The organism is Bradyrhizobium sp. SZCCHNRI1009 (genome assembly GCF_032487575.1).
In the GTDB taxonomy this organism is placed as follows: Bacteria; Pseudomonadota; Alphaproteobacteria; order Rhizobiales; family Xanthobacteraceae; genus Bradyrhizobium.
This window is the reverse complement of sequence record NZ_JAUEUL010000029.1, coordinates 44,398-63,403: the sequence shown is the minus strand read 5'-3', so window position 1 is coordinate 63,403 and position 19,006 is coordinate 44,398. Positions and strand designations below refer to the sequence as shown.

14 protein-coding genes, 1 other RNA gene and 1 pseudogene are annotated in these 19,006 nt (G+C 66.4%); 9 read left to right on the top strand and 7 right to left on the bottom strand.

Features of this window, described 5'->3' with window-relative positions; all coding sequences use genetic code 11:
• Positions 1-554: 554 nt before the first annotated feature.
• Together polA and QX010_RS30150 are read right to left on the bottom strand one after the other, a co-directional pair.
• Positions 555-3,466: pseudogene (gene polA, locus QX010_RS30155) on the bottom strand (DNA polymerase I).
• A gap of 282 nt (positions 3,467-3,748) precedes the next feature.
• Positions 3,749-4,801, bottom strand: coding sequence for an acyltransferase family protein (locus QX010_RS30150; RefSeq protein ID WP_316183295.1), 1,053 nt, complete (start codon positions 4,799-4,801; stop codon positions 3,749-3,751).
• 151 nt (positions 4,802-4,952) lie between these two features.
• Between QX010_RS30150 and QX010_RS30145 the strand changes: the two genes are divergently transcribed.
• The 4 genes from QX010_RS30145 (at position 4,953) to QX010_RS30130 (ending at position 11,229) form a co-directional block, all read left to right on the top strand.
• A complete protein-coding gene (locus QX010_RS30145; protein ID WP_315800490.1) occupies positions 4,953-6,272 on the top strand; it encodes a UDP-glucose/GDP-mannose dehydrogenase family protein in 1,320 nt (439 codons plus the stop codon).
• A 129-nt stretch (positions 6,273-6,401) separates the two neighbouring features.
• On the top strand, positions 6,402-8,876 hold the full coding sequence (hrpB, locus tag QX010_RS30140; protein ID WP_316183294.1) for an ATP-dependent helicase HrpB: 2,475 nt from the start codon (positions 6,402-6,404) through the stop codon (positions 8,874-8,876).
• Positions 8,877-9,037: 161 nt separating this feature from the next.
• A complete protein-coding gene (locus QX010_RS30135) occupies positions 9,038-9,538 on the top strand; it encodes a TIGR02281 family clan AA aspartic protease (protein WP_316183297.1) in 501 nt (166 codons plus the stop codon).
• Positions 9,539-9,729: 191 nt separating this feature from the next.
• On the top strand, positions 9,730-11,229 hold the full coding sequence (locus tag QX010_RS30130) for a phosphomannomutase/phosphoglucomutase (RefSeq protein WP_316183293.1): 1,500 nt from the start codon (positions 9,730-9,732) through the stop codon (positions 11,227-11,229).
• 63 nt (positions 11,230-11,292) lie between these two features.
• On the opposite strand, the gene QX010_RS30125 is transcribed toward QX010_RS30130, so the two are convergent.
• From QX010_RS30125 to QX010_RS30105, 5 genes are all read right to left on the bottom strand, one after another.
• Entirely contained in the window at positions 11,293-12,759 is a 1,467-nt protein-coding gene (locus QX010_RS30125; RefSeq protein WP_315800487.1) for a methyl-accepting chemotaxis protein, read from the bottom strand.
• A gap of 20 nt (positions 12,760-12,779) precedes the next feature.
• A complete protein-coding gene (locus tag QX010_RS30120) occupies positions 12,780-13,109 on the bottom strand; it encodes a hypothetical protein (RefSeq protein ID WP_315800486.1) in 330 nt (109 codons plus the stop codon).
• A gap of 112 nt (positions 13,110-13,221) precedes the next feature.
• Positions 13,222-13,722 (bottom strand): Lrp/AsnC family transcriptional regulator, encoded by a 501-nt coding sequence (locus tag QX010_RS30115; protein WP_315800485.1) that lies wholly within the window; start codon positions 13,720-13,722, stop codon positions 13,222-13,224.
• 130 nt (positions 13,723-13,852) lie between these two features.
• Positions 13,853-14,797, bottom strand: coding sequence for an NAD(+) diphosphatase (gene nudC / locus QX010_RS30110; protein WP_315800484.1), 945 nt, complete (start codon positions 14,795-14,797; stop codon positions 13,853-13,855).
• Between the two features lie 3 nt (positions 14,798-14,800).
• Complete coding sequence (locus tag QX010_RS30105) at positions 14,801-15,220, bottom strand: HIT family protein (protein ID WP_315715346.1); 420 nt, start codon at positions 15,218-15,220, stop codon at positions 14,801-14,803.
• 144 nt (positions 15,221-15,364) lie between these two features.
• On the opposite strand from QX010_RS30105, the gene ffs reads away from it, so the two are divergent.
• The 5 genes from ffs to QX010_RS30080 all read left to right on the top strand — a co-directional run bounded on the left by ffs (position 15,365) and on the right by QX010_RS30080 (position 18,914).
• Positions 15,365-15,461, top strand: an RNA gene (gene ffs, locus QX010_RS30100) — signal recognition particle sRNA small type.
• A gap of 146 nt (positions 15,462-15,607) precedes the next feature.
• Positions 15,608-17,446, top strand: a complete 1,839-nt coding sequence (locus tag QX010_RS30095) for a DNA polymerase III subunit gamma/tau (protein ID WP_315800483.1) — start codon at positions 15,608-15,610, stop codon at positions 17,444-17,446.
• A gap of 76 nt (positions 17,447-17,522) precedes the next feature.
• Entirely contained in the window at positions 17,523-17,843 is a 321-nt protein-coding gene (locus QX010_RS30090; RefSeq protein WP_315715348.1) for a YbaB/EbfC family nucleoid-associated protein, read from the top strand.
• 25 nt (positions 17,844-17,868) lie between these two features.
• On the top strand, positions 17,869-18,468 hold the full coding sequence (gene recR, locus QX010_RS30085) for a recombination mediator RecR (protein ID WP_315715349.1): 600 nt from the start codon (positions 17,869-17,871) through the stop codon (positions 18,466-18,468).
• 20 nt (positions 18,469-18,488) lie between these two features.
• Positions 18,489-18,914, top strand: coding sequence for a hypothetical protein (locus QX010_RS30080; protein ID WP_315800898.1), 426 nt, complete (start codon positions 18,489-18,491; stop codon positions 18,912-18,914).
• Positions 18,915-19,006: the final 92 nt, after the last annotated feature.

Genomic DNA, 19,006 nt, shown 5'->3' with positions numbered 1-19,006 from the left:
CTCAGATCCAGCGACGGGCGGTTGGTCAGAACCGCCCGTTCGCACATTCTGGCAGGTTTCGAACACACAAGAGCGCGGAGCAGACGTTCAACCCATCGCGCAGGGAGGGCCGGGTCCGTCCGGCTGAACCTGTGGTACCTGCCGCCTGCATTTTTTTTCGCAGGCGGGCCACGGGCCTCAGTCGGGGCCCGGCCTTCCCTGCGCCCTTTGCGCCGTTGCAAAAGGGCCGACTGATCGCAAGCCTCGGGCACGATGTGCCGCGAGAATGCAAAGCCTTGTCCTTATTCTGTCGTCAGTTGTTTGAAACGTGAATGCGTCTTCTCGCCCCGCTGTCGTCCCGGACAAGCCGTGACGCGCGCCAGCGCGGCGCGGCGCCGATCCGGGACCCATACGCCGCGGCGGTCGTGTCGGGCAAAGGGCCAATGACCAGTGCGCCTCAAACCATTCCCTGGGGGTATGGATCCCGGCTCAAGGCCGGGACGACAGAAGGGGGCGGCGATACAGCGAGGCCTCCACCAACCGTCGATGATGCAGGAGGGCGCCGTGTTATCAGCTCAATGCGCCTCGTCCCAATTATCAGCCGCGCGTGCGTCGACGTGCAGCGGGACCGACAGCAGCACGGCCGGGAACGGCGCGTCCTGCATGACGTGCTGCACGACCGGCAGAGTTGCCGCGACCTCGTCGTCCGGGACCTCGAAGATCAATTCGTCATGCACCTGCAGCAGCATCTGAGCCGACAGCTTCTTTTGCGCCAGCGCCTCTTCCACCCGCGTCATGGCGCGGCGGATGATGTCCGCAGCCGTGCCCTGCAGCCGCGCGTTGATCGCGGCGCGCTCGTTGAAGGCGCGGACCGAGGCGTTCGACGCCTTGATCTCCGGGTAATGGCACTTGCGGCCGAACAGCGTGACGACATAGCCGTTCTTGCGGCAGAACTCGCGGGTCTCGTCCATATAGTCGCGGATGCCGGGGAAGCGCTCGAAATAGCGCTTGATGTAGGCCGAAGCCTCCTCGCGGGCGATGCCGAGCTGGTTGGCGAGGCCGAAGGCGGAGATGCCGTAGATGATGCCGAAATTGATCGCCTTGGCGCGGCGGCGCACCTCGCTCGGCATGTCCTTGATCGGCACGCCGAACATCTCCGATGCCGTCATCGCGTGGATGTCGAGCCCGTCCTTGAACGCCTGCTTCAGCACCGGGATGTCGGCGATCTCGGCCAGCAGCCGCAACTCGATTTGCGAGTAGTCGGCGGAGACCAGCTTGTGCCCGGGCGTCGCGATGAAGGCGCGGCGGATCTTGCGGCCGTCCTCGGTGCGCACCGGGATATTCTGCAAGTTCGGCTCGTTCGACGACAGCCGGCCCGTGGTGGTCGCCGCCAGCGCGTAGGTGGTGTGCACGCGATGCGTCTGCGGGTTGACGTAGGTCGGCAGCGCGTCGGTGTAGGTCGATTTCAGCTTCGAGACCTGGCGCCATTCCAGGATCTTGCGCGCGAAATCGTTGCCTTGCTCGGCGAGGTCATCGAGAATCGATGCGGATGTCGACCAGGCGCCGGTCTTGGTCTTGGTGCCGCCCGAAAGCCCCATCTTGCCGAACAGGATGTCGCCGATCTGCTTGGGGCTACCGACATTGATCGGCTCGCCGGCCAGCTCCTGCAGCTCGGCCTCGACGCGCGCCGCCGTCTGGGCAAAGTCGCCGGAGAGGCGCGACAGCACCTGCCGGTCGATCGAGATGCCGCGCCGCTCCATGCGTGCGAGCACGGAGACCAGCGGCCGCTCCAAGGTTTCGTAGACGGCGGTCATGCGCTCGGCCGTGAGGCGCGGCTTCAGCACGCGCCAGACCCGATGGATGACATCGGCGGCTTCCGCGGAATGCGCGGTGGCGCGATCGATTGCGACCTGCTCGAAGGTCAGCTTGTTCCGGCCGCTGCCGATCAGCTCGCTCTCGCTGAGCAGCGCGTGGGCGAGCACATGCTCGGCCAGCGAGTCGAGCTTGTGCGAGCCGCGTCCGGCGTCGAGCGCGTAGCTCATCAGCAGGATGTCGTCGACATTCGCAAGGATGATGCCGTGTTGCGCCAGCAGCACGGCGAGGAACTTGATGTTGTAGCCGATCTTCAGCAGCCCGGCCGTTTCGAGGATCGGCTTCAGCGCCGCAAGCGCATCGCTTTCCTTGATCTGGTCGGGCGCGAGCCCGGCATCGAACAACCCACCGCCATCGCCGGCCTGGCGATGCGCCAGCGGGATGTAGCAGGCCTCGTTCGGCGCCAGCGCCAGCGAAAGGCCGCACAGGCTCGCCTGCATCGGGTCGATCGAGCTGGCCTTCACATCGATCGTGACGCGGCTGAGATCGTGCACGCGCGCCAGCCAGGCGTTCAGCTCGGGCAGGGGGGTGCTCCGGAGGGACCGCTCGTGGAGCGCCCCCCTCCCTGACCCTCCCCCACAAGGGGGGAGGGAACGGAGGGAGCAGTGCCTGCGCCACTTTTCAACTGCTCATCCGCCGTCACATCCGCCGGATCGATCTGCGAATACTCCGCGACGCGTCGCGTCAGCGTCGAGAACTCCATCGCCTTGAGGAAGGCGATCAGCTTGCGCGGATCGGGCTCGTGGACGGCCAGATCGTCCAGCGGCACCTCGAGCGCGACCTTGTCGTCGAGCAGCACCAGCTGGCGCGAGATCCGCGCCTTCTCGGCGTTCTCGATCAAAGCCTCGCGTCGCTTCGGCTGCTTGATCTCGACCGCGCGCGTCAGCAGGCCTTCGAGGTCGCCATAGTCGGTGATCAACTGCGCCGCGGTCTTGATGCCGATGCCGGGCACGCCCGGCACGTTGTCGGTGGAATCGCCGGCCAGCGCCTGCACCTCGACCACCTTCTCCGGCGGCACGCCGAACTTCTCGATCACCTCGGCGACGCCGATGCGTCGGTCCTTCATCGTGTCGTACATCGTGACGCAGTCGTTGACGAGCTGCATCAGGTCCTTGTCGGAGGACACGATGGTGGTGGTGGCGCCGCGCTCGCAGGCGAGCCGCGCATAGGTCGCGATCAGGTCGTCGGCCTCGAAGCCCGACTGCTCCAGGCACGGCAGGTCGAAGGCGCGGACCGCCTCGCGGATCAGCGCGAATTGCGGGATCAGGTCGTCGGGCGCCGGCGGCCGGTGCGCCTTGTAGTCGGCATAGATCTTGTTGCGGAACGTGACCTCGGACTTGTCGAACACGATCGCCAGATGCGTCGGCCGGTCGGTCTCGGGCATGTCGCGCAGCAGCTTCCACAGCATGTTGCAGAAGCCGAGCACTGCATTGAGATTCAGACCGTCGGACTTGCGGTTGAGCGGCGGCAGCGCGTGATAGGCGCGGAAGATGTAGGACGAGCCGTCGACCAGGAACACATGATCGCCTTTGGCCGCGCCCTTCGCCAAATTCTTGGCGGCGGCAGGCACAGGGGCGGCGGGCGTGGCGGCGGCTTTCTGGGGAGCTTTGGGCATGGCCGCAATGTAGGGAATTTGGCCGGGATTGACACCCTCGGAACGGCAGAATCCGGCGCGTTCCCCACGCAAATCGGCGCCGGCTGCGAGCCGTGCTCGCGCCAAAAACTCCGCTGTCGTCCCAGGCAAGCCCCGACGGCGCGAAGCGCTGGCGGGGCGCCGACCCGGGACCTACACTCCCAGGCGGTGATGAGGCGGCATGCTGGAGCCACAGCGTGCCTCACATGGAGGACGGCGGTTATGGGTCCCGGGTCTTCGCCCGGGACGACACCATGGATGTGGCTACTCCGCCGGCTGCAACACAGCCTTCGGCTTTGGCGGCGCGATCCAGAACGCGATCGGGCGTTCGAACAGGAAGCGGGCGCCGGTACGCAGCGCGAGGCGCCAGATCGCGAGCGCGCCGAGCACGCCGGCGATGGTGACGAGCAGCGAGATCGTTCCGATGTCCGTGATGATCCCGGTCTTCAGCAGCACCGTACGCGTCGCCGCCATCGGCAGGAAGAAGGCGAGATAGATCACGATCGAATGTTCGCCGCAGAACCGCAATGCGTTGAGGAGCTGCGCGCGCGCCAGCAGCGTGCCGGCGATGATGATGGCGACGGCGCCGGCATAGCCGAGCATGAGGGAGACAGCCGGCCACTCGCTGACGCCGAGGTTCACCAGCGACTGGTTGATGACAGCCCAGGCGAGCAGGCCGATGATCGCGAGCATGGGCTGCGCGCGGGCCCGGTCCGACACTGCGAAGATGGTGGTCGCGAACAGATAGCCCGAATAGATGTAGACGAAGCGGGCGCAGAATTCGTCGATCACGGTCCAGCCGGTAACGATGTGCGCCATTTCGAGGCCGGCCGCGATGCCCCAGATCACCGGCGCCGGCAGCCTCCGTGTCAGTTTGATGACGACGAAGAAGATCGGCAGCAGATAGATGAACCACAGCGTGCCGAACGGCTCGATGAAGGATTCCAGATACATATAGCCGGCGTGCGGCCAGCCGGACGCGGCGGCGAAGCCGGGCGCCTTGAAGCCGAACTGGATGGTCACCCACAGCACGTAGAAATAGGCGAAATGCACGACCTTGCGGTCGAGATAGGTGCGCCAGTCGCGGTTGATGACCAGTGGCAGAAACAGGCCGGAAATCAGGAAGAAGTCGGGCATCCGGAACGGCTTGGCGAAGGCGACGACGGCGTGCATGAAGCCGGTCTCGCCGGCGGCGAGCTCGACGCCCAGCACCGAATGCATCATCACCACCATGATGATGCAGATACCCTTGGCGTAGTCCACCCAGTCGATGCGCGTCTCGGTTCCGGCCGTTTTCGGCGTACCATTCGCGGTCATGCTGTCCCTCTTTGGCGCGGAGCTGCCGCATTGTCGGGCAGAGCCGTTAATACTCCTCTCTGTCATCCAAACGTCATGCCGTTTTCTAAATTCCCCTTGAACCGCAAATGGTTTAAGACGCGAAAGTATTAACCTTGAAGGATGGGTTTCGATGCGAATTGCGATGATCGGCACGGGCTATGTGGGTCTGGTGTCCGGTGCCTGCTTCGCCGATTTCGGTCACCAGGTGACCTGCGTGGACAAGGACGAGAGCAAGATCGCCGCGCTGCATCGCGGAGAAATCCCGATCTTCGAGCCCGGGCTGGATGCGCTGGTCGCGGCCAACGTGAAGGCCAAGCGGCTCGATTTCACCACCGATCTCAAGCAGCCGGTCGCGGAAGCCGACGCCGTGTTCATCGCGGTCGGTACGCCGTCGCGGCGCGGCGACGGTCACGCCGACCTCACCTACGTCTATGCCGCGGCGCGCGAGATCGCCGCGTCGCTCACTGGCTTCACGGTCGTCGTGACCAAATCGACCGTGCCGGTCGGTACCGGCGACGAGGTCGAGCGTATCATCCGCGAGACCAATCCGGCGGCCGACGTCGTGGTCGCCTCCAATCCGGAATTCCTGCGCGAGGGTGCGGCGATCCGCGACTTCAAATGGCCCGATCGTATCGTGGTCGGTACCGACGATGACCGCGGTCGGAAGGTGCTCGGCGACATCTATCGGCCGTTGTCGCTGAACCAGGCGCCGGTCATGTACACGGCGCGGCGCACCGCCGAGCTGATCAAATACGCCGCCAACGCGTTCCTCGCGACCAAGATCACCTTCATCAACGAGGTCGCCGATCTCGCGGAGAAGGTCGGCGCCGACGTGCAGGAGGTGGCGCGCGGCATCGGTCTCGACAACCGCATCGGCGCCAAGTTCCTGCATGCCGGTCCCGGCTTCGGCGGCTCGTGCTTCCCGAAGGACACGCGCGCACTGATCAAGATCGCGCAGGACTACGATACGCAGTTGCGCATCGTCGAATCCGTCCTGGCCGTCAACGACAACCGCAAGCGTGCGATGGCGCGCAAGGTGGCGCATGCCGTCGGCGGCAATCTGCGCGGCAAGACAGTCGCTGTGCTCGGCCTCACCTTCAAGCCGGAGACCGACGACATGCGCGAGGCGCCGTCGATCCCGCTGGTGACCGGGTTGCTCGACATGGGCGCCAAGGTGCGGGCGCATGATCCCGTCGGCATCGAGCAGGCCAAGAAGGAGCTGCCGGAGATCGCCTATTACGACGATCCCTATGCGTGCGCGACGGGCGCCGATGCGATCGTGCTAGTGACCGAATGGGTGCAGTACCGCGCCATGGACCTCGATCGCCTCAAGGAGGTGATGGCCAGTCCTGTCGTCGTCGACCTGCGCAACGTCTACCGCCCGGACGAGATGGCGGCGCACGGCTTCGTCTACGAGAGCGTGGGCCGGCCGTCGGTGAAGGGCGCGTGATGCGGCGTGCGTGACATGGCGTTGTCATACCCCGCGAGGGCGGGGTATCCAGTACGCCCGATCTTCGTCATCTGCGAGATCTGCGTTCACTGGATGGCCCGCCTTCGCGGGCAATGACGGGTTCGACGATTGCCGCTTCGTTTCGATACACCGCTGCCCATCGATGCCGTGCTGGACGAACTGTCCGGCACGCTCGCACGCAGCAGCACCGCCGTGCTGGTGGCGCCGCCTGGTGCCGGCAAGACGACCCGGGTGCCGCTGGCGCTGCGCGATGCGCCGTGGGTCGGGACCAACAAGATCATCGTGCTGGAGCCGCGCCGGATCGCCGCCCGCGCCAGCGCCGAGCGGATGGCGAAGTCGCTCGGCGAGCGTGCCGGCGAGACCGTCGGCTATCGCGTACGATTCGGCTCGAAGGTCTCGCGCGCGACCCGCATCGAGGTCGTCACCGAAGGCATCTTCACCCGGCAGATCCTCGACGATCCCGAGCTCACCGGCGTCGCCGCCGTGCTGTTCGACGAATTCCACGAGCGCTCGCTCGATGCCGATCTGGGCCTCGCTTTGGCACGCGATGCGCAGCAGGGCTTGCGCGAGGATCTCCGCATCCTCGTGATGTCGGCGACGCTCGACGGCGCCCGCGTCGCCAGCCTGCTCGGCAATGCGCCGGTGGTCGAGAGCGAAGGCCGCGCCTATCCGGTCGAGACGCGCTATGTCGGCCGCAAGCCGGATGCGCCGGTCGAACGCCAGATGGCTGAGACCATCGCGGCCGCGCTGCGCGCCGACGCGGGCTCGGTGCTGGCGTTCCTGCCGGGGGCCGCCGAAATCCGGCGCACCCAGACCATGCTGGCCGAGCGCGTCCACGATGCCAGCGTCGAGATCGTGCCGCTGTTCGGCGCGCTCGATTCCGCCGTGCAGGACCGCGCCATCTCGCCCGCCCCGAAGGGGCAGCGCAAGGTGGTGCTGGCGACCTCGATTGCCGAGACCTCGCTGACCATCGAGGGCGTGCGCATCGTGGTCGATTCCGGCCTCGCCCGGGTGCCGCGCTACGAGCCGGACATCGGCCTGACCAGGCTGGAGACGGTGCGGGCTTCGCGCGCCGCCGTGGATCAGCGCCGCGGCCGCGCCGGCCGCACCGAGCCTGGCGTCTGCTACCGGTTATGGGACGAGCCGCAGACGGCCTCGCTGGCGGCCTATACGCAGCCGGAAATTCTCAGCGCCGACCTGTCCTCGCTGGTCCTCGATCTGGCGCAATGGGGTGTCAATGACCCCTCCACGCTGAGCTTCCTCGATCCGCCGCCGCAACCGGCTTGGAAGGAGGCGAGGGGCCTGCTGCGCGAGCTCGATGCGCTCGATGCCGATGGCAGGCTGACCGACGAGGGCCGGCGGCTGCGGGCGCTGGCGCTGCCGCCGCGGCTGGCGCGGATGATCGTCGATGCCGCCGACCACGGCGCGGCGGCGCAGGCCGCCGACATCGCCGCCATCCTGACCGAGCGCGGGCTCGGCGGCGACAGCGTTGATCTCGAGGTGCGGCTCGATCAGTTCCGCCGCGACCGCTCGCCGCGCGCGCAAATTGCCCGCGACCTGGCGCGGCGGTGGGCGCAGCAGGTGTCGTCCGCGTCCGCCCCCGCCGGAGAAGCGGATATCTCCACCGGCCTGATGCTCGCCTTCGCCTTTCCCGACCGGGTGGCGCGCAATCGCGGCAATGGCAGCTTCGTGCTCGCCAATGGCCGCGGCGCTGCCGTCGACCCAGCCTCGTCGCTGGCGCGCGTGCCCTATATCGCGGTCGGCGAGCTGACGGGAACGGCGGCCAACGGCCGGATCCTGCTGGCGGCGCCGCTGGCGATCGAGGACATCGAGCGCCACTTCGCCGGGCACATCGAAGCCAAGGACGAGGTCAGCTTCGATCATGGCGCGATGGCGTTGCGGGCGCGCCGACGGCGCAAGCTGCATGCGATCACCATGGCCGATGCGCCGGTCGCACTGACGCCGTCGGAGGAGACCGCGCGCATCTTCGCGGAAGGGATCTGCGCGGCCGGGCTCGACCGGCTGCCGTGGTCGAAGGCCGCCAGGCAGTGGCGCGACCGCGTCACCTTCCTGCGCAAGGCGGAAGGCGACAGTTGGCCGGACCTGTCGGATGCGGGCCTCGCCGAGCGGCGGGAGGACTGGCTGGTGCCGCTGCTGGCCGACAAGACCTCGCTCAAGGACATCTCGCCCGGCGACGTCTCCGATGCCGTGATGGCGCTGCTCCCGTGGGATCTGCGCGCCCGGCTCGACCGGGAGGCGCCGACCCATTTCGAGGCGCCGACCGGCACCATGCTGGCGATCGACTACGAGGCCGAGCAGGGGCCCACCATCGCGGTGCGGCTGCAGGAGCTGTTCGGCCTGAACGTCCATCCCTCGATCGCGCGGGGCGCGGTGCCGCTGGTGGTGGAACTGCTGTCGCCGGCGCAGCGGCCGGTGCAGGTGACGCGCGATCTGCCCGGCTTCTGGCGCGGCTCCTATGCCGCGGTCCGCACCGATCTGCGCGGCCGCTATCCGCGCCATCCCTGGCCCGACGATCCCGCCCATGCCGAGCCGACCCGGCGGGCCAAGCCGCGGGGGACATAGCTCATGCAAATTGTACCGCCGCCGTCGTTGTCGTTAACGCTTCACTCATCGTTTTCGCCAAAATGGCGGCGGCAGCCGGTCACTCGCAGTCGCCCGTCAGCGGCTTTGATGGTCAAATCGGTTGCGGGGTAAAGTCGGGCGTTTGCGTCATGCGTAACATAATGATCTTTGCGGCCGTTCTCGTCGGTCTCGGCACCTTCATGGCGCAACTGGCCGATCGCCTGACCCCCGCGTCGGCATCCGCGACACCGTCCGCGCGGGTTGCCACGGTGGAATCCTCTGCCGCAGGCCAGCGCAGCCTCAGCATTCCGACCGACCGTCGCGGTCACTTCCGCGCCGACGGCCGCATCGACGGCCAGCGCATCAGCTTCATGGTGGATACCGGCGCCTCGATGGTCGCGCTGAACGAGAGTTCGGCCGCCCGCTTCGGCCTCCGTCCGGCGCGCGGCGACTACACCGCCACCGTGACCACGGCGAACGGCACCGTGAAGGCGGCCCGCGCCAGGCTCGCGATGGTCGAGCTCGGCGAGCTCACCGTGCGCGACGTCGATGCCCTGGTGCTGCCCGATACCGCGCTGTCGGAGAACCTGCTTGGCCTGTCCTTCCTGTCCAAGCTGAAGCGCTTCGCCTACGCCAACGGCCAGATGGTGCTGGAGCAGTAGGCTGCGCCTTCACCGCATCTTGGTGCATGCAGTGACGGCCCCCATATACCGGCAGGCGGATTGGTTCAGCGGACGGGGCGGTCCCGCCTGATTGTTGCCTGCATTCATCTGCCTTCTGCCATTGTCGTCCGACGTCGTATCAGGCACGACTGCATTCTTCCGTTGATGTGATTTCCCGAGGCCGTCTCCTGATGTTTCCGAAACCCAAGCCCGTCCTGGTTCCCAATACCTACGCCTTCGAATCCGAGCCGATGGTGAAGCCGACGGGCTTCCGCGAATATGACGCGCGCTGGCTGTTCAACAAGGAAATCAACTTGATGGGGGTGCAGGCGCTCGGCATGGGGCTGGGCGCGCTGATCGCCGAACGCGGCGTCAAGCGGGAGATCGTGACCGGGCACGATTTCCGCGGCTACTCCGCCTCGATCAAATACGCCCTGATCTCGGGCCTGATGGCCGCCGGCTGCAAGGTGCACGACATCGGCCTTGCCGTGACGCCGATGGCCTATTTCGCCCAGTTCGATCTCGACGTGCCCTGCGTCGCCATGGTGACCGCCTCGCACAACGACAATGGCTGGACCGGCGTGAAGATGGGCGCCAACCGGCCGCTGACCTTCGGCCCCGAAGAGATGACCCGGCTGAAGGAGATCGTGCTCAACGCCGAGTTCAAGAACGCCGGCGGCGGCTCCTATCAGTTCCACGAGAATTTCCCTGCGCGCTACATCGCCGATCTCACCAGCAGGCCGAAGCTGAAGCGCAGGCTCAAGGTCGTTGCGGCCTGCGGCAACGGCACCGCCGGCGCGTTCGCGCCTGACGTGCTCGAGGCGATCGGCTGCGAGGTCATTCCGCTCGACACCGAGCTCGATCACACCTTCCCGAAATACAATCCCAATCCCGAAGACATGGAGATGCTGCACGCCATCCGCGATGCCGTGCTCGCGCATAAGGCCGATGTCGGCCTCGGCTTCGATGGCGACGGCGATCGCTGCGGCGTAGTCGACAACACCGGCGAGGAGATCTTCGCCGACAAGGTCGGCGTGATGCTGGCGCGCGACATGTCTGCGATCCACAAGGACGCGCAGTTTGTCGTCGACGTGAAGTCAACCGGCCTGTTCATGACCGATCCCGTGCTGCAGGCGCAGGGCGCGAAGACGGCGTATTGGAAGACAGGCCATTCCTACATGAAGCGCCGCACCAACGAGCTCGGTGCGCTTGCCGGCTTCGAGAAGTCGGGCCACTTCTTCTTCAACCGCCCGTTCGGGCGGGGCTATGACGACGGTCTGGTCTCGGCGATCGCGATCTGCGAGATGCTCGATCGGGCGCCGGGCAAGTCGATGGCCGACCTGAAGGACGCGCTGCCAAAGACCTGGTCGTCGCCGACCATGTCGCCGCATTGTGGCGACGAGGTCAAATACGGCGTCGCCGACGCCGTCGTGAAGCACTTCCAGGCGCTGCAGCAGCAGGGCAGCAAGGTGGCGGGGCAGCAGATCCGCGATCTCGTCACCGTCAACGGCGTCCGCGTCACGGTCGAAGACGGCAGCTGGGGTCTGGTGCGGGCCTCATCGAACAAGCCCGAACTCGTGGTGGTGGTCGAAAGCCCGGTGTCCGAGCGGCGCATGCACGACATGTTCGAGGCGGTCAACGAGGTGCTGCGGACGCATCCCGAAGTCGGCGCCTACAACCAGACGATCTGAGGCCGCGTTGATGATATCCCGCTAGGGTCGATGCTCGCGCCGATCCCATCCCATTCGATGCGATCAAGCGGCCCTCAGGGAGCTCAGGAACTGATCGACCTCGGATTTGAGTCGGCTCGATTGCGAGGTGAGTCCGTTCGCGGATTCCAGCAGCCGCGAGGCGGCGCTGCCGGTCTCGTCGGAAGCGCGGGTCACGCTGCCCATGCTTTGGCTGACCAGCCGCGTGCCTTCGGCCGCCTGCTGTACGTTGCCGGAAATTTCCCCGGTGGCGAGGCCCTGCTGCTCGACCGCGGTGGCGATCTCCTTGGAGATGTCGTCGATCTCGGCAATCGTTCCCCCGATCGCCTGGATGGCGGAGACGGCGTCACCCGTTGCGCTCTGAATGCTCTGCACCTGGCTGGAAATTTCCTCGGTGGCCTTCGCGGTCTGGTTGGCGAGCGCCTTGACCTCGCTTGCCACGACGGCAAAACCCTTGCCGTGCTCGCCGGCGCGCGCCGCCTCGATGGTGGCGTTCAGCGCCAGCAGGTTGGTCTGGCTGGCGATCGTCTGGATCAGCGTCACCACCTCGCCGATCTTCTGGGTGCCGGCAGCCAGGCTCTCGACCACCGTGTTGGTGCGGCGAGCTTCGTCCGCCGCTTTCGCGGCGATCTCCGCCGACCGCGTCACCTGCTGTGAGATATTGTTGATCGACGCGGTCAGCTCTTCCGTTGCGGCAGCGACCGTCTCGACATTGGTCGACGCCTGTTGCGAGGCGCCGGCCGCGGCCGACGTCTGGCGCGAGGACTCCGCGCTGCTCCGGCTCATCGACGAGGACAGGCTCTGCATCTCGTTGGCGGCGACGGCCACCGCCTCGACGATGCCGCCGATCTTGCGCTCGAAGCCTTCGGCGAGCTCGCGACGGGCAAGGTCCGCCTGCTGCTTGACGCGTTGCTCGGCCTCGAACCGCTCGGCGTTGGCGCGCGCCTCGGCAGCGATCGCCGATTCGGCTTCCGCGGTCTTGCGCGCGCTGGTTTCGAACAGCTGCGTCAGCTTGAGCGCAAGGGCGATGAGAACACCGGCCTCGATCAGCAGGATGACCGCATGCAGCACAACGCGGCCGAAATCAGCGCCGCCCGGGTAGATCGCTGCAGGAAACACGAAGTTCAGGACCAGATGATGAAGCGCGACGGCGACCGTGCCGGCCAGGATCGGCCGGTAGTCGCAATATGCGACCAGACAGGCGAGCGCGGCGAAAAAATACATGTGCAGGTCGATCTGCCAGGCATGTCCGGACATCTGGTAGACGAGCACGGATACGCCGCCCATGACGGCGACTGCGACGGTGAGCTGGGTCGACAAGGCGTCGCCGGCGCTGCGCCAGGAAAGGGTTGCCACCACTGCCATGACGACCATGAGCATGGTCGGCATCAGCCAGTCGCCGCGCGACAGCCCGATGATGAGGGAGAGCGGAACGTGAACCCAGAGCATCGCCAGCAGAAGCTTGCTGGTCGTGTGCCGGAGGGTTGCCAGATCGCTGGTCTCGACGTTCATTTCCGATTCCCCCAAAGAGATCATTTTGCAAAGCAGGCAGAGACCGCCTGCGGATCGATGATGAGCCAGGCTCCGGCCTCGCGCAGCCGCGCCGAGCCGTCATGTTCGCCGGGACGAACGACCAGCAGCGATGAAATGGCCGTTGTGCGCACGAGCGCGGCGTCAGCCGAGGCCGCGGCGAGCATCGCGTGTTGCGCGCTCCACCAGGGTGGGAAAGCGACGGCCACGATTTCGCTCCCCGCGCGCACTTGGAGTGACAGCGCGGCGACCGCGACAAAGCTCGCGATCAGAAGCGCCGTGGCATTGAGCCACGGGCGCGAAGACTGAGGTATGGTTGCACCGGACGTCATCGCATCCAAGAATAGAGGGATGGGAATAACTTCCGGTAAACGTTCGTTAGGGATGACGACTGAGATTGGGGACGCTAGCGCTGCAACATCGAAGCGGCCCGGAATGCTCGGCTCAGACCGGCGGCACCGGCAGCGCCGTGACCGACTTGATCTTCTCCATGGCGAAGCGCGAGGTGACGTTCTTGAGGGGCACCGCGCTGATCAGCTTCTTGTAGAAGACATCGTAGCTCTGCATGTCCGCAACGACGACGCGCAGCATGTAGTCGACGTCGCCGGCCATCCGGTAGAACTCCATCACCTCCGGCATCGAGCTGACCGCCTCGGCGAATTTGCGCAGCCAGGCCTCGGAATGGTCCGCGCTCTCCACCGACACGAACACGGAGATGCCGAGCCCGATCTTGTTCTGATCGACCAGGGCCACCCGGCGCAGGATCACGCCATCGGCCTCCAGCCGCTGGATGCGCTTCCAACACGGTGTCGACGACAGTCCGACCCGATCGCCGATCTCGGCGACGGACAGCGATGCGTCCTCCTGCAGGACCATCAGAATCTTGCGGTCAATCGCATCGAGCCGGCGATTGGCCTCGGAGCCTTGGGCGGCGAAATCGGTCATGGAGAAATTTGTTCCATATGAAGGCTATATGACCCACATATAGAGAAAATCGTTCCAAGACAAGGGTTGGCCGTTCAGCCCTTTGCGGCCGGGGCTGACGGTTTCCGCGGCGGGGTGGGGTGGTTTCCTACTACCGCTCGTCGTTCTCTTTCAACCAGCGGCCGACCAGATGATGAGCAATGGCGAACGGATGCGGTCCTGCCAAGCCATCCGGATGCTGCCGCAGCAGCATCTGCCGGGCCTCGTCGCGGCTGAACCAGCGCACGTCCTCGAGCTCGGTGCGGTCGATGACGATGTCTTCGTTGAGTGCCCGGGCGCTGCAGCCGATCATCAGCGACGACGGGTAGGGCCAGGGCTGGGTCATGTAATAAGTCACGTCGGTGCAGCGAATGCCGGATTCTTCGAACACCTCGCGCCGGACGGCGTCCTCGATCGTCTCAGCCGCCTCGACGAAGCCGGCGAGGCAGGAATACATGCCGGTCGGAAACTGCTTCTGCCGCCCGAGCAAGCACTTGTCGCCGGAGGCGACCAGCGAGATCACGACCGGATCGGTGCGCGGGAAATGCTCCGTCTTGCAGCTCGGGCATTCGCGCTTCCAGCCGCCCTCGCGCATGGCGGTCTTGGCGCCGCAATTGGCGCAGAAGCCGTGGCGCTGATGCCAGGACACCAGGGACTTGGCCATCGCGATGGTGGCGAGCTGGTCGACCGGGATCGCGCCCTGCATCGCCATGCCGCGCAGCTCGGTCACGGACACGTCCTCCCGCCCGGCGAGCTTCTCGACCGCGGCCGGCGAGATGCCCATGCCGAACACGGCCGCTCCGTCCTGCAGCCCGAGGAAGATCGTTCCCGGATTGGCACCGAACTTCAGCGCCTCGTCGATCGACAGCAGCGCGCGCAGCTGGTCGCCCTCGCGCTTCAGCACCAGCGAATCGCGATGCACGACATAGGCCCGCGTCGACGGCTTGCTCTCGAAGGCAATCAGCTTGTCGTCGTGGAAGCGCAGATGGGCGGCGCGATCGATCGGATGGCCGACGAAGGCCGGCTTGCCCAGCGGAAACAAGTCGAATGGCGACATCTCTCACCCTAGCCAGATCTTGCGCCTGATAGCGCTGATGAACTGCTGCACCTCCTGCGCATCGTGGGGCACAGGCGGCGCGGCGCCCCACACCGGTCGCGGCCAGGCCACGTCACTTGTGCGTCGCGCGATGATGTGGACGTGCAACTGCGGCACCATGTTGCCGAGCGCGGCGACGTTGAGTTTGTCGCATTTGGTGATCTCTTTGAGCGCGCGTGACGCCCGCGTGATCTCGGTCATCAGCTGCGCCTGCGCGACCTCGTCGAGATCGATGATCTCGACCGCGCCCTCGCGCCGCGGCACCAGCAGCAGCCAGGGATAGTTCGCGTCCTTGATCACCAGCACGCGGGACAGCGGCAGGTCGCCAATGTCGATCGTATCCTTCGCAAGTTGCGGATGCAGCGACCAGGCTGATTCGGGCATGCGGCGGTTCCTGGCGGATGGTCAGGCGGGAGCTCGACGGCACCTAAAGCCTTTCCGAGCTGCGGCACAAGCCCGCGGGGCGGTAGAGCGGGCCGGCGAAGCTCGCGCTTGCTTTCCGGACCATTTGGCCCCAAATAGGCAGCGGGAGATTGGCGGTGGACGAGCCACTCGCCAACCGGGTCAGGTCCGGAAGGAAGCAGCCCTAACGAGGTCCGGATCGGGTCGCTCGTCAGTCTCCTACCTGTTTTTTCGAGCGAATCGCGCAAAGATGGCGGGGACCCCGCGCAGGGCGGGCGCTCGACCGCGCTCCGGTTGATTGCGCCGAGGCTGATGGCGTCGACGATCGCGATCGATGCCGGACTGGAATGCTCACTTGCGGATCGCTCGATGACTGACGCTGGCGCCCCACCTGTTCCGCCTGACAGCGCCGACGCTCCCGCCAAGCCCTACCGGGTGCTGGCGCGCAAATACCGCCCCTCCAGCTTCGCGGATCTGATCGGCCAGGAGGCCGTGGTGCGCACGGTCTCGAACGCGTTCGAGACCGGCCGGATTCCGCAGGCCTGGATCCTGACCGGCGTCCGCGGCGTCGGCAAGACCACCACCGCCCGCATCCTCGCCCGCGCCCTGAACTACGAGCTGCCCGACGGTTCGGTGAAGGGCCCGACGATCCACATGCCGGTGCTCGGCACCCATTGCCAGGCGATCATGGAAAGCCGGCACATGGACATCCTGGAGATGGACGCGGCGTCCCATACCGGCGTCGACGACGTCCGCCAGATCAACGACAGCGTCCGCTATGCGCCGGCCAGCGCGCGCTACAAGGTCTACATCATCGACGAAGTCCACATGCTGTCGACGGCGGCGTTCAACGCCTTCCTGAAGACCTTGGAGGAGCCGCCGGAGCACGCCAAGTTCGTGTTCGCCACCACCGAGATTCGCAAGGTCCCGGTGACGGTGCTGTCGCGCTGCCAGCGCTTCGACCTGAGGCGGGTCGAGGCCGACGTGCTGATGAAACATCTTTCGGGCATCGCGACCAAGGAAGGCGTGACGATCGAGCCCGAGGCGCTCGGCATCATCGCGCGCGCCGCCGAAGGCTCGGTGCGCGATTCCTTGTCGCTGCTCGATCAGGCGATCGCGCACAGCGCCGGCGAGGTCCGTGCCGACGATGTCCGGCAGATGCTCGGCCTCGCCGACCGCACTCGCGTCATCGACCTGTTCCACCATCTCGCCAGCGGCGACATCGCCGCCGCCTTCAAGGAATTCCGCGAGCAATATGACGTCGGCGCCGACCCCGTGGTCGTGCTGTCGGACCTGGCCGAGTTCGTGAACTTCGTCACCCGGGTGAAGGTCGTGCCGGCCACGGCTGACAACGTCGCCTTCAGCGAGACCGAGCGGCTGCGTGCGCGCGACTTCGCCACCAAGCTGTCGATGAGGGTGCTGTCGCGGATGTGGCAGATGCTGCTGAAGGGCATCGCCGAGACGCAAGGTGCGACGCGCCCGGCTGCAGCGGCGGAAATGGTGCTGGTGCGGATTGCCTATGCGGCCGATCTGCCGACGCCTGACGAAGCCATTCGGATGATCGACCAGAACGGTGGTGGCTCGCCGATCGTCACGAACGGCGGCGGGGCGCGTCCTGCGCCGGCATCCACCATGAGCGCGGGAACGCCGCCTGTGATGACGTCGGCGCCGATGCAGGCGCCGCGCGCGCAAGGCCCGACGCTCGCCGCGGTCGGCGGTTCGATGCGCCCGCAGGCGATGTCATCGCAGCCGTCACCGGCATCGCAGGACCAGCCCGCGCTGCGCTTGGCGAGCTTCCAGGAACTCGTCGCGCTGGCCGGCAAGAATCGTGACCTGATCACCAAGAGCGCGCTGGAGATGGACGTGCGGCTGGTCCGCTTCGAAGAGGGACGGCTGGAGATCGCGCTGGAACGGACGGCGCAACGCTCGCTTGTCTCGGACCTCGGCCGCAAGCTGGAAGACTGGACCGGCCGGCGCTGGACGGTGATCGTTTCCAACGAGCCGGGTCAGGCGACCTTGCGCGAGCAGAATCTGCGCGCCAAGAGCGAGCGCGAGGCGGCGGCGGAGGCCGATCCGCGCGTACAGGAGATCCTGGCGCGGTTCCCGGGCACCAAGGTGGTCGAAGTGCGCCGGCTCGCCCCCGAGCCGCCCGAATCGGACGCCAGTGCTGTCGAGCCGCCCGACGAGTCCGACGATGACGATTTCTAGAGCATGATCCGGAAACGTGGAAACCGGTCTTCCGAAAGATCATGCTCAACAAGAAGGCTGATGATGAGGTGCTCCGATGGCTGACTTTCTCGGCATGATGAAACAGGCGGCGCAGCTGCAGACGAAGATGCAGGAAATGCAGGAGGAGCTCGGCAACGTCGAGGTCGAGGGCATCTCGGGCGGCGGTCTGGTCGCCGTGCGCATGACCGCCAAGATGGACGTGAAGAGCATCAAGATCGATCCGTCGCTGCTCAAGCCGGAGGAGGCCGAGATCCTGGAAGACCTGCTGGTCACCGCGCACGGCGACGCGCGGCGCAAGGCGGAAGCCGCGATGCAGGAGAAGATGCAGGCCATCACCGGCAAGCTCGGCCTGCCGCCAGGCTTCGGTTTTGGTTAGTTGACCCGATGACATTCGTGAACTGATGGCCGTCGCCGGTCCTGAGATCGAACGCCTGATCCAGCTGCTTGCGCGCCTGCCCGGCCTCGGGCCGCGCTCGGCGCGGCGTGCCGCGCTCCATCTGATCAAGAAGCGCGAGGCGCTGATGGTGCCACTCGCCTCGGCGCTGCAGGTCGCGATCGACCGCATCCAGGTCTGCAAGACCTGCGGCAACATCGATACCCAGAATCCCTGCACGGTGTGCACCGATCCGCGGCGCGATCCCGCGATGATCGTCGTCGTCGCCGATGTCGCCGATCTCTGGGCGCTGGAGCGCGCCAAGGCCTCGAACGGCCGCTATCACGTGCTCGGCGGCACCTTGTCGCCGCTCGACGGAGTCGGTCCGCAGGACCTCACCATCGACGCGCTGGTGCAGCGCGCGCATGCGCCGGAGGTGCAGGAGATCATCCTCGCATTGAACGCGACGGTCGATGGCCAGACCACCGCCCACTACATCACCGACCTCCTGCAGGAGGCGAACGTCAAGGTCACGCGGCTGGCGCATGGCGTGCCGGTCGGCGGCGAGCTCGACTATCTCGACGAAGGCACGCTCTCGGCCGCGATGCGGCAGCGGACCTTGTTCTAGGCACAGACGAAAGTGGAATGATGACGAAACGCGGATTCGGCAAACGGCTGGCTTTGGGCGCGATTTGGGTGGCGCTCTCGGCTCCGTCCGTCCTGGCGCAGCAGAGCGAGACACCGCAGAAGGTCGGCAAGCCGCTCAATGCTGGTGACGTGCTGTCCGGCGAGCTGAACGCGCTGAAGCTGAAAGGCGCCAAGCCGGGCCAGCCCTCCGCCGCCTATCAGATCACCAGCGAGCCGCGCCGCCTGCCGCCGCCGAGCGGGCTGTGCAATCTCGAGACCGGCCCGGAGACGTTCCAGCTCGTCACCGCGAACACGGCGCAGGCGTCGCAGCTCAAGGGGCTGCTCGGCAAGCAGATCGCGGTCAAGGTCGACGAGATCGCCTGCGCGCAGGATGCGGGACAGATGAGCGAGGCGGTCGTGACCAAGTGGAGCTTGGTGAAGCGTTGAGGCCGCTGGGAGCATTCACGCGAATGCAACGCCACGATTTCCGCTGTCATCGCCCCGCTTGACCGGGCGATCCAGTACGCCGCGGTCTCGCG

Excerpts from the sequence above, each read along its gene's own strand:
- QX010_RS30150 (WP_316183295.1), bottom strand. The coding sequence starts at position 4,801 with ATGACCGCGAATGGTACGCCGAAAACGGCCGGAACCGAGACGCGCATC.
- QX010_RS30145 (WP_315800490.1), top strand. The coding sequence starts at position 4,953 with ATGCGAATTGCGATGATCGGCACGGGCTATGTGGGTCTGGTGTCCGGT.
- QX010_RS30135 (WP_316183297.1), top strand. The coding sequence starts at position 9,038 with ATGATCTTTGCGGCCGTTCTCGTCGGTCTCGGCACCTTCATGGCGCAA.
- QX010_RS30130 (WP_316183293.1), top strand. The coding sequence starts at position 9,730 with ATGTTTCCGAAACCCAAGCCCGTCCTGGTTCCCAATACCTACGCCTTC.
- QX010_RS30125 (WP_315800487.1), bottom strand. The coding sequence starts at position 12,759 with ATGAACGTCGAGACCAGCGATCTGGCAACCCTCCGGCACACGACCAGC.
- QX010_RS30120 (WP_315800486.1), bottom strand. The coding sequence starts at position 13,109 with ATGACGTCCGGTGCAACCATACCTCAGTCTTCGCGCCCGTGGCTCAAT.
- QX010_RS30115 (WP_315800485.1), bottom strand. The coding sequence starts at position 13,722 with ATGACCGATTTCGCCGCCCAAGGCTCCGAGGCCAATCGCCGGCTCGAT.
- nudC (WP_315800484.1), bottom strand. The coding sequence starts at position 14,797 with ATGTCGCCATTCGACTTGTTTCCGCTGGGCAAGCCGGCCTTCGTCGGC.
- QX010_RS30105 (WP_315715346.1), bottom strand. The coding sequence starts at position 15,220 with ATGCCCGAATCAGCCTGGTCGCTGCATCCGCAACTTGCGAAGGATACG.
- QX010_RS30095 (WP_315800483.1), top strand. The coding sequence starts at position 15,608 with ATGACTGACGCTGGCGCCCCACCTGTTCCGCCTGACAGCGCCGACGCT.
- QX010_RS30090 (WP_315715348.1), top strand. The coding sequence starts at position 17,523 with ATGGCTGACTTTCTCGGCATGATGAAACAGGCGGCGCAGCTGCAGACG.
- recR (WP_315715349.1), top strand. The coding sequence starts at position 17,869 with ATGGCCGTCGCCGGTCCTGAGATCGAACGCCTGATCCAGCTGCTTGCG.
- QX010_RS30080 (WP_315800898.1), top strand. The coding sequence starts at position 18,489 with ATGACGAAACGCGGATTCGGCAAACGGCTGGCTTTGGGCGCGATTTGG.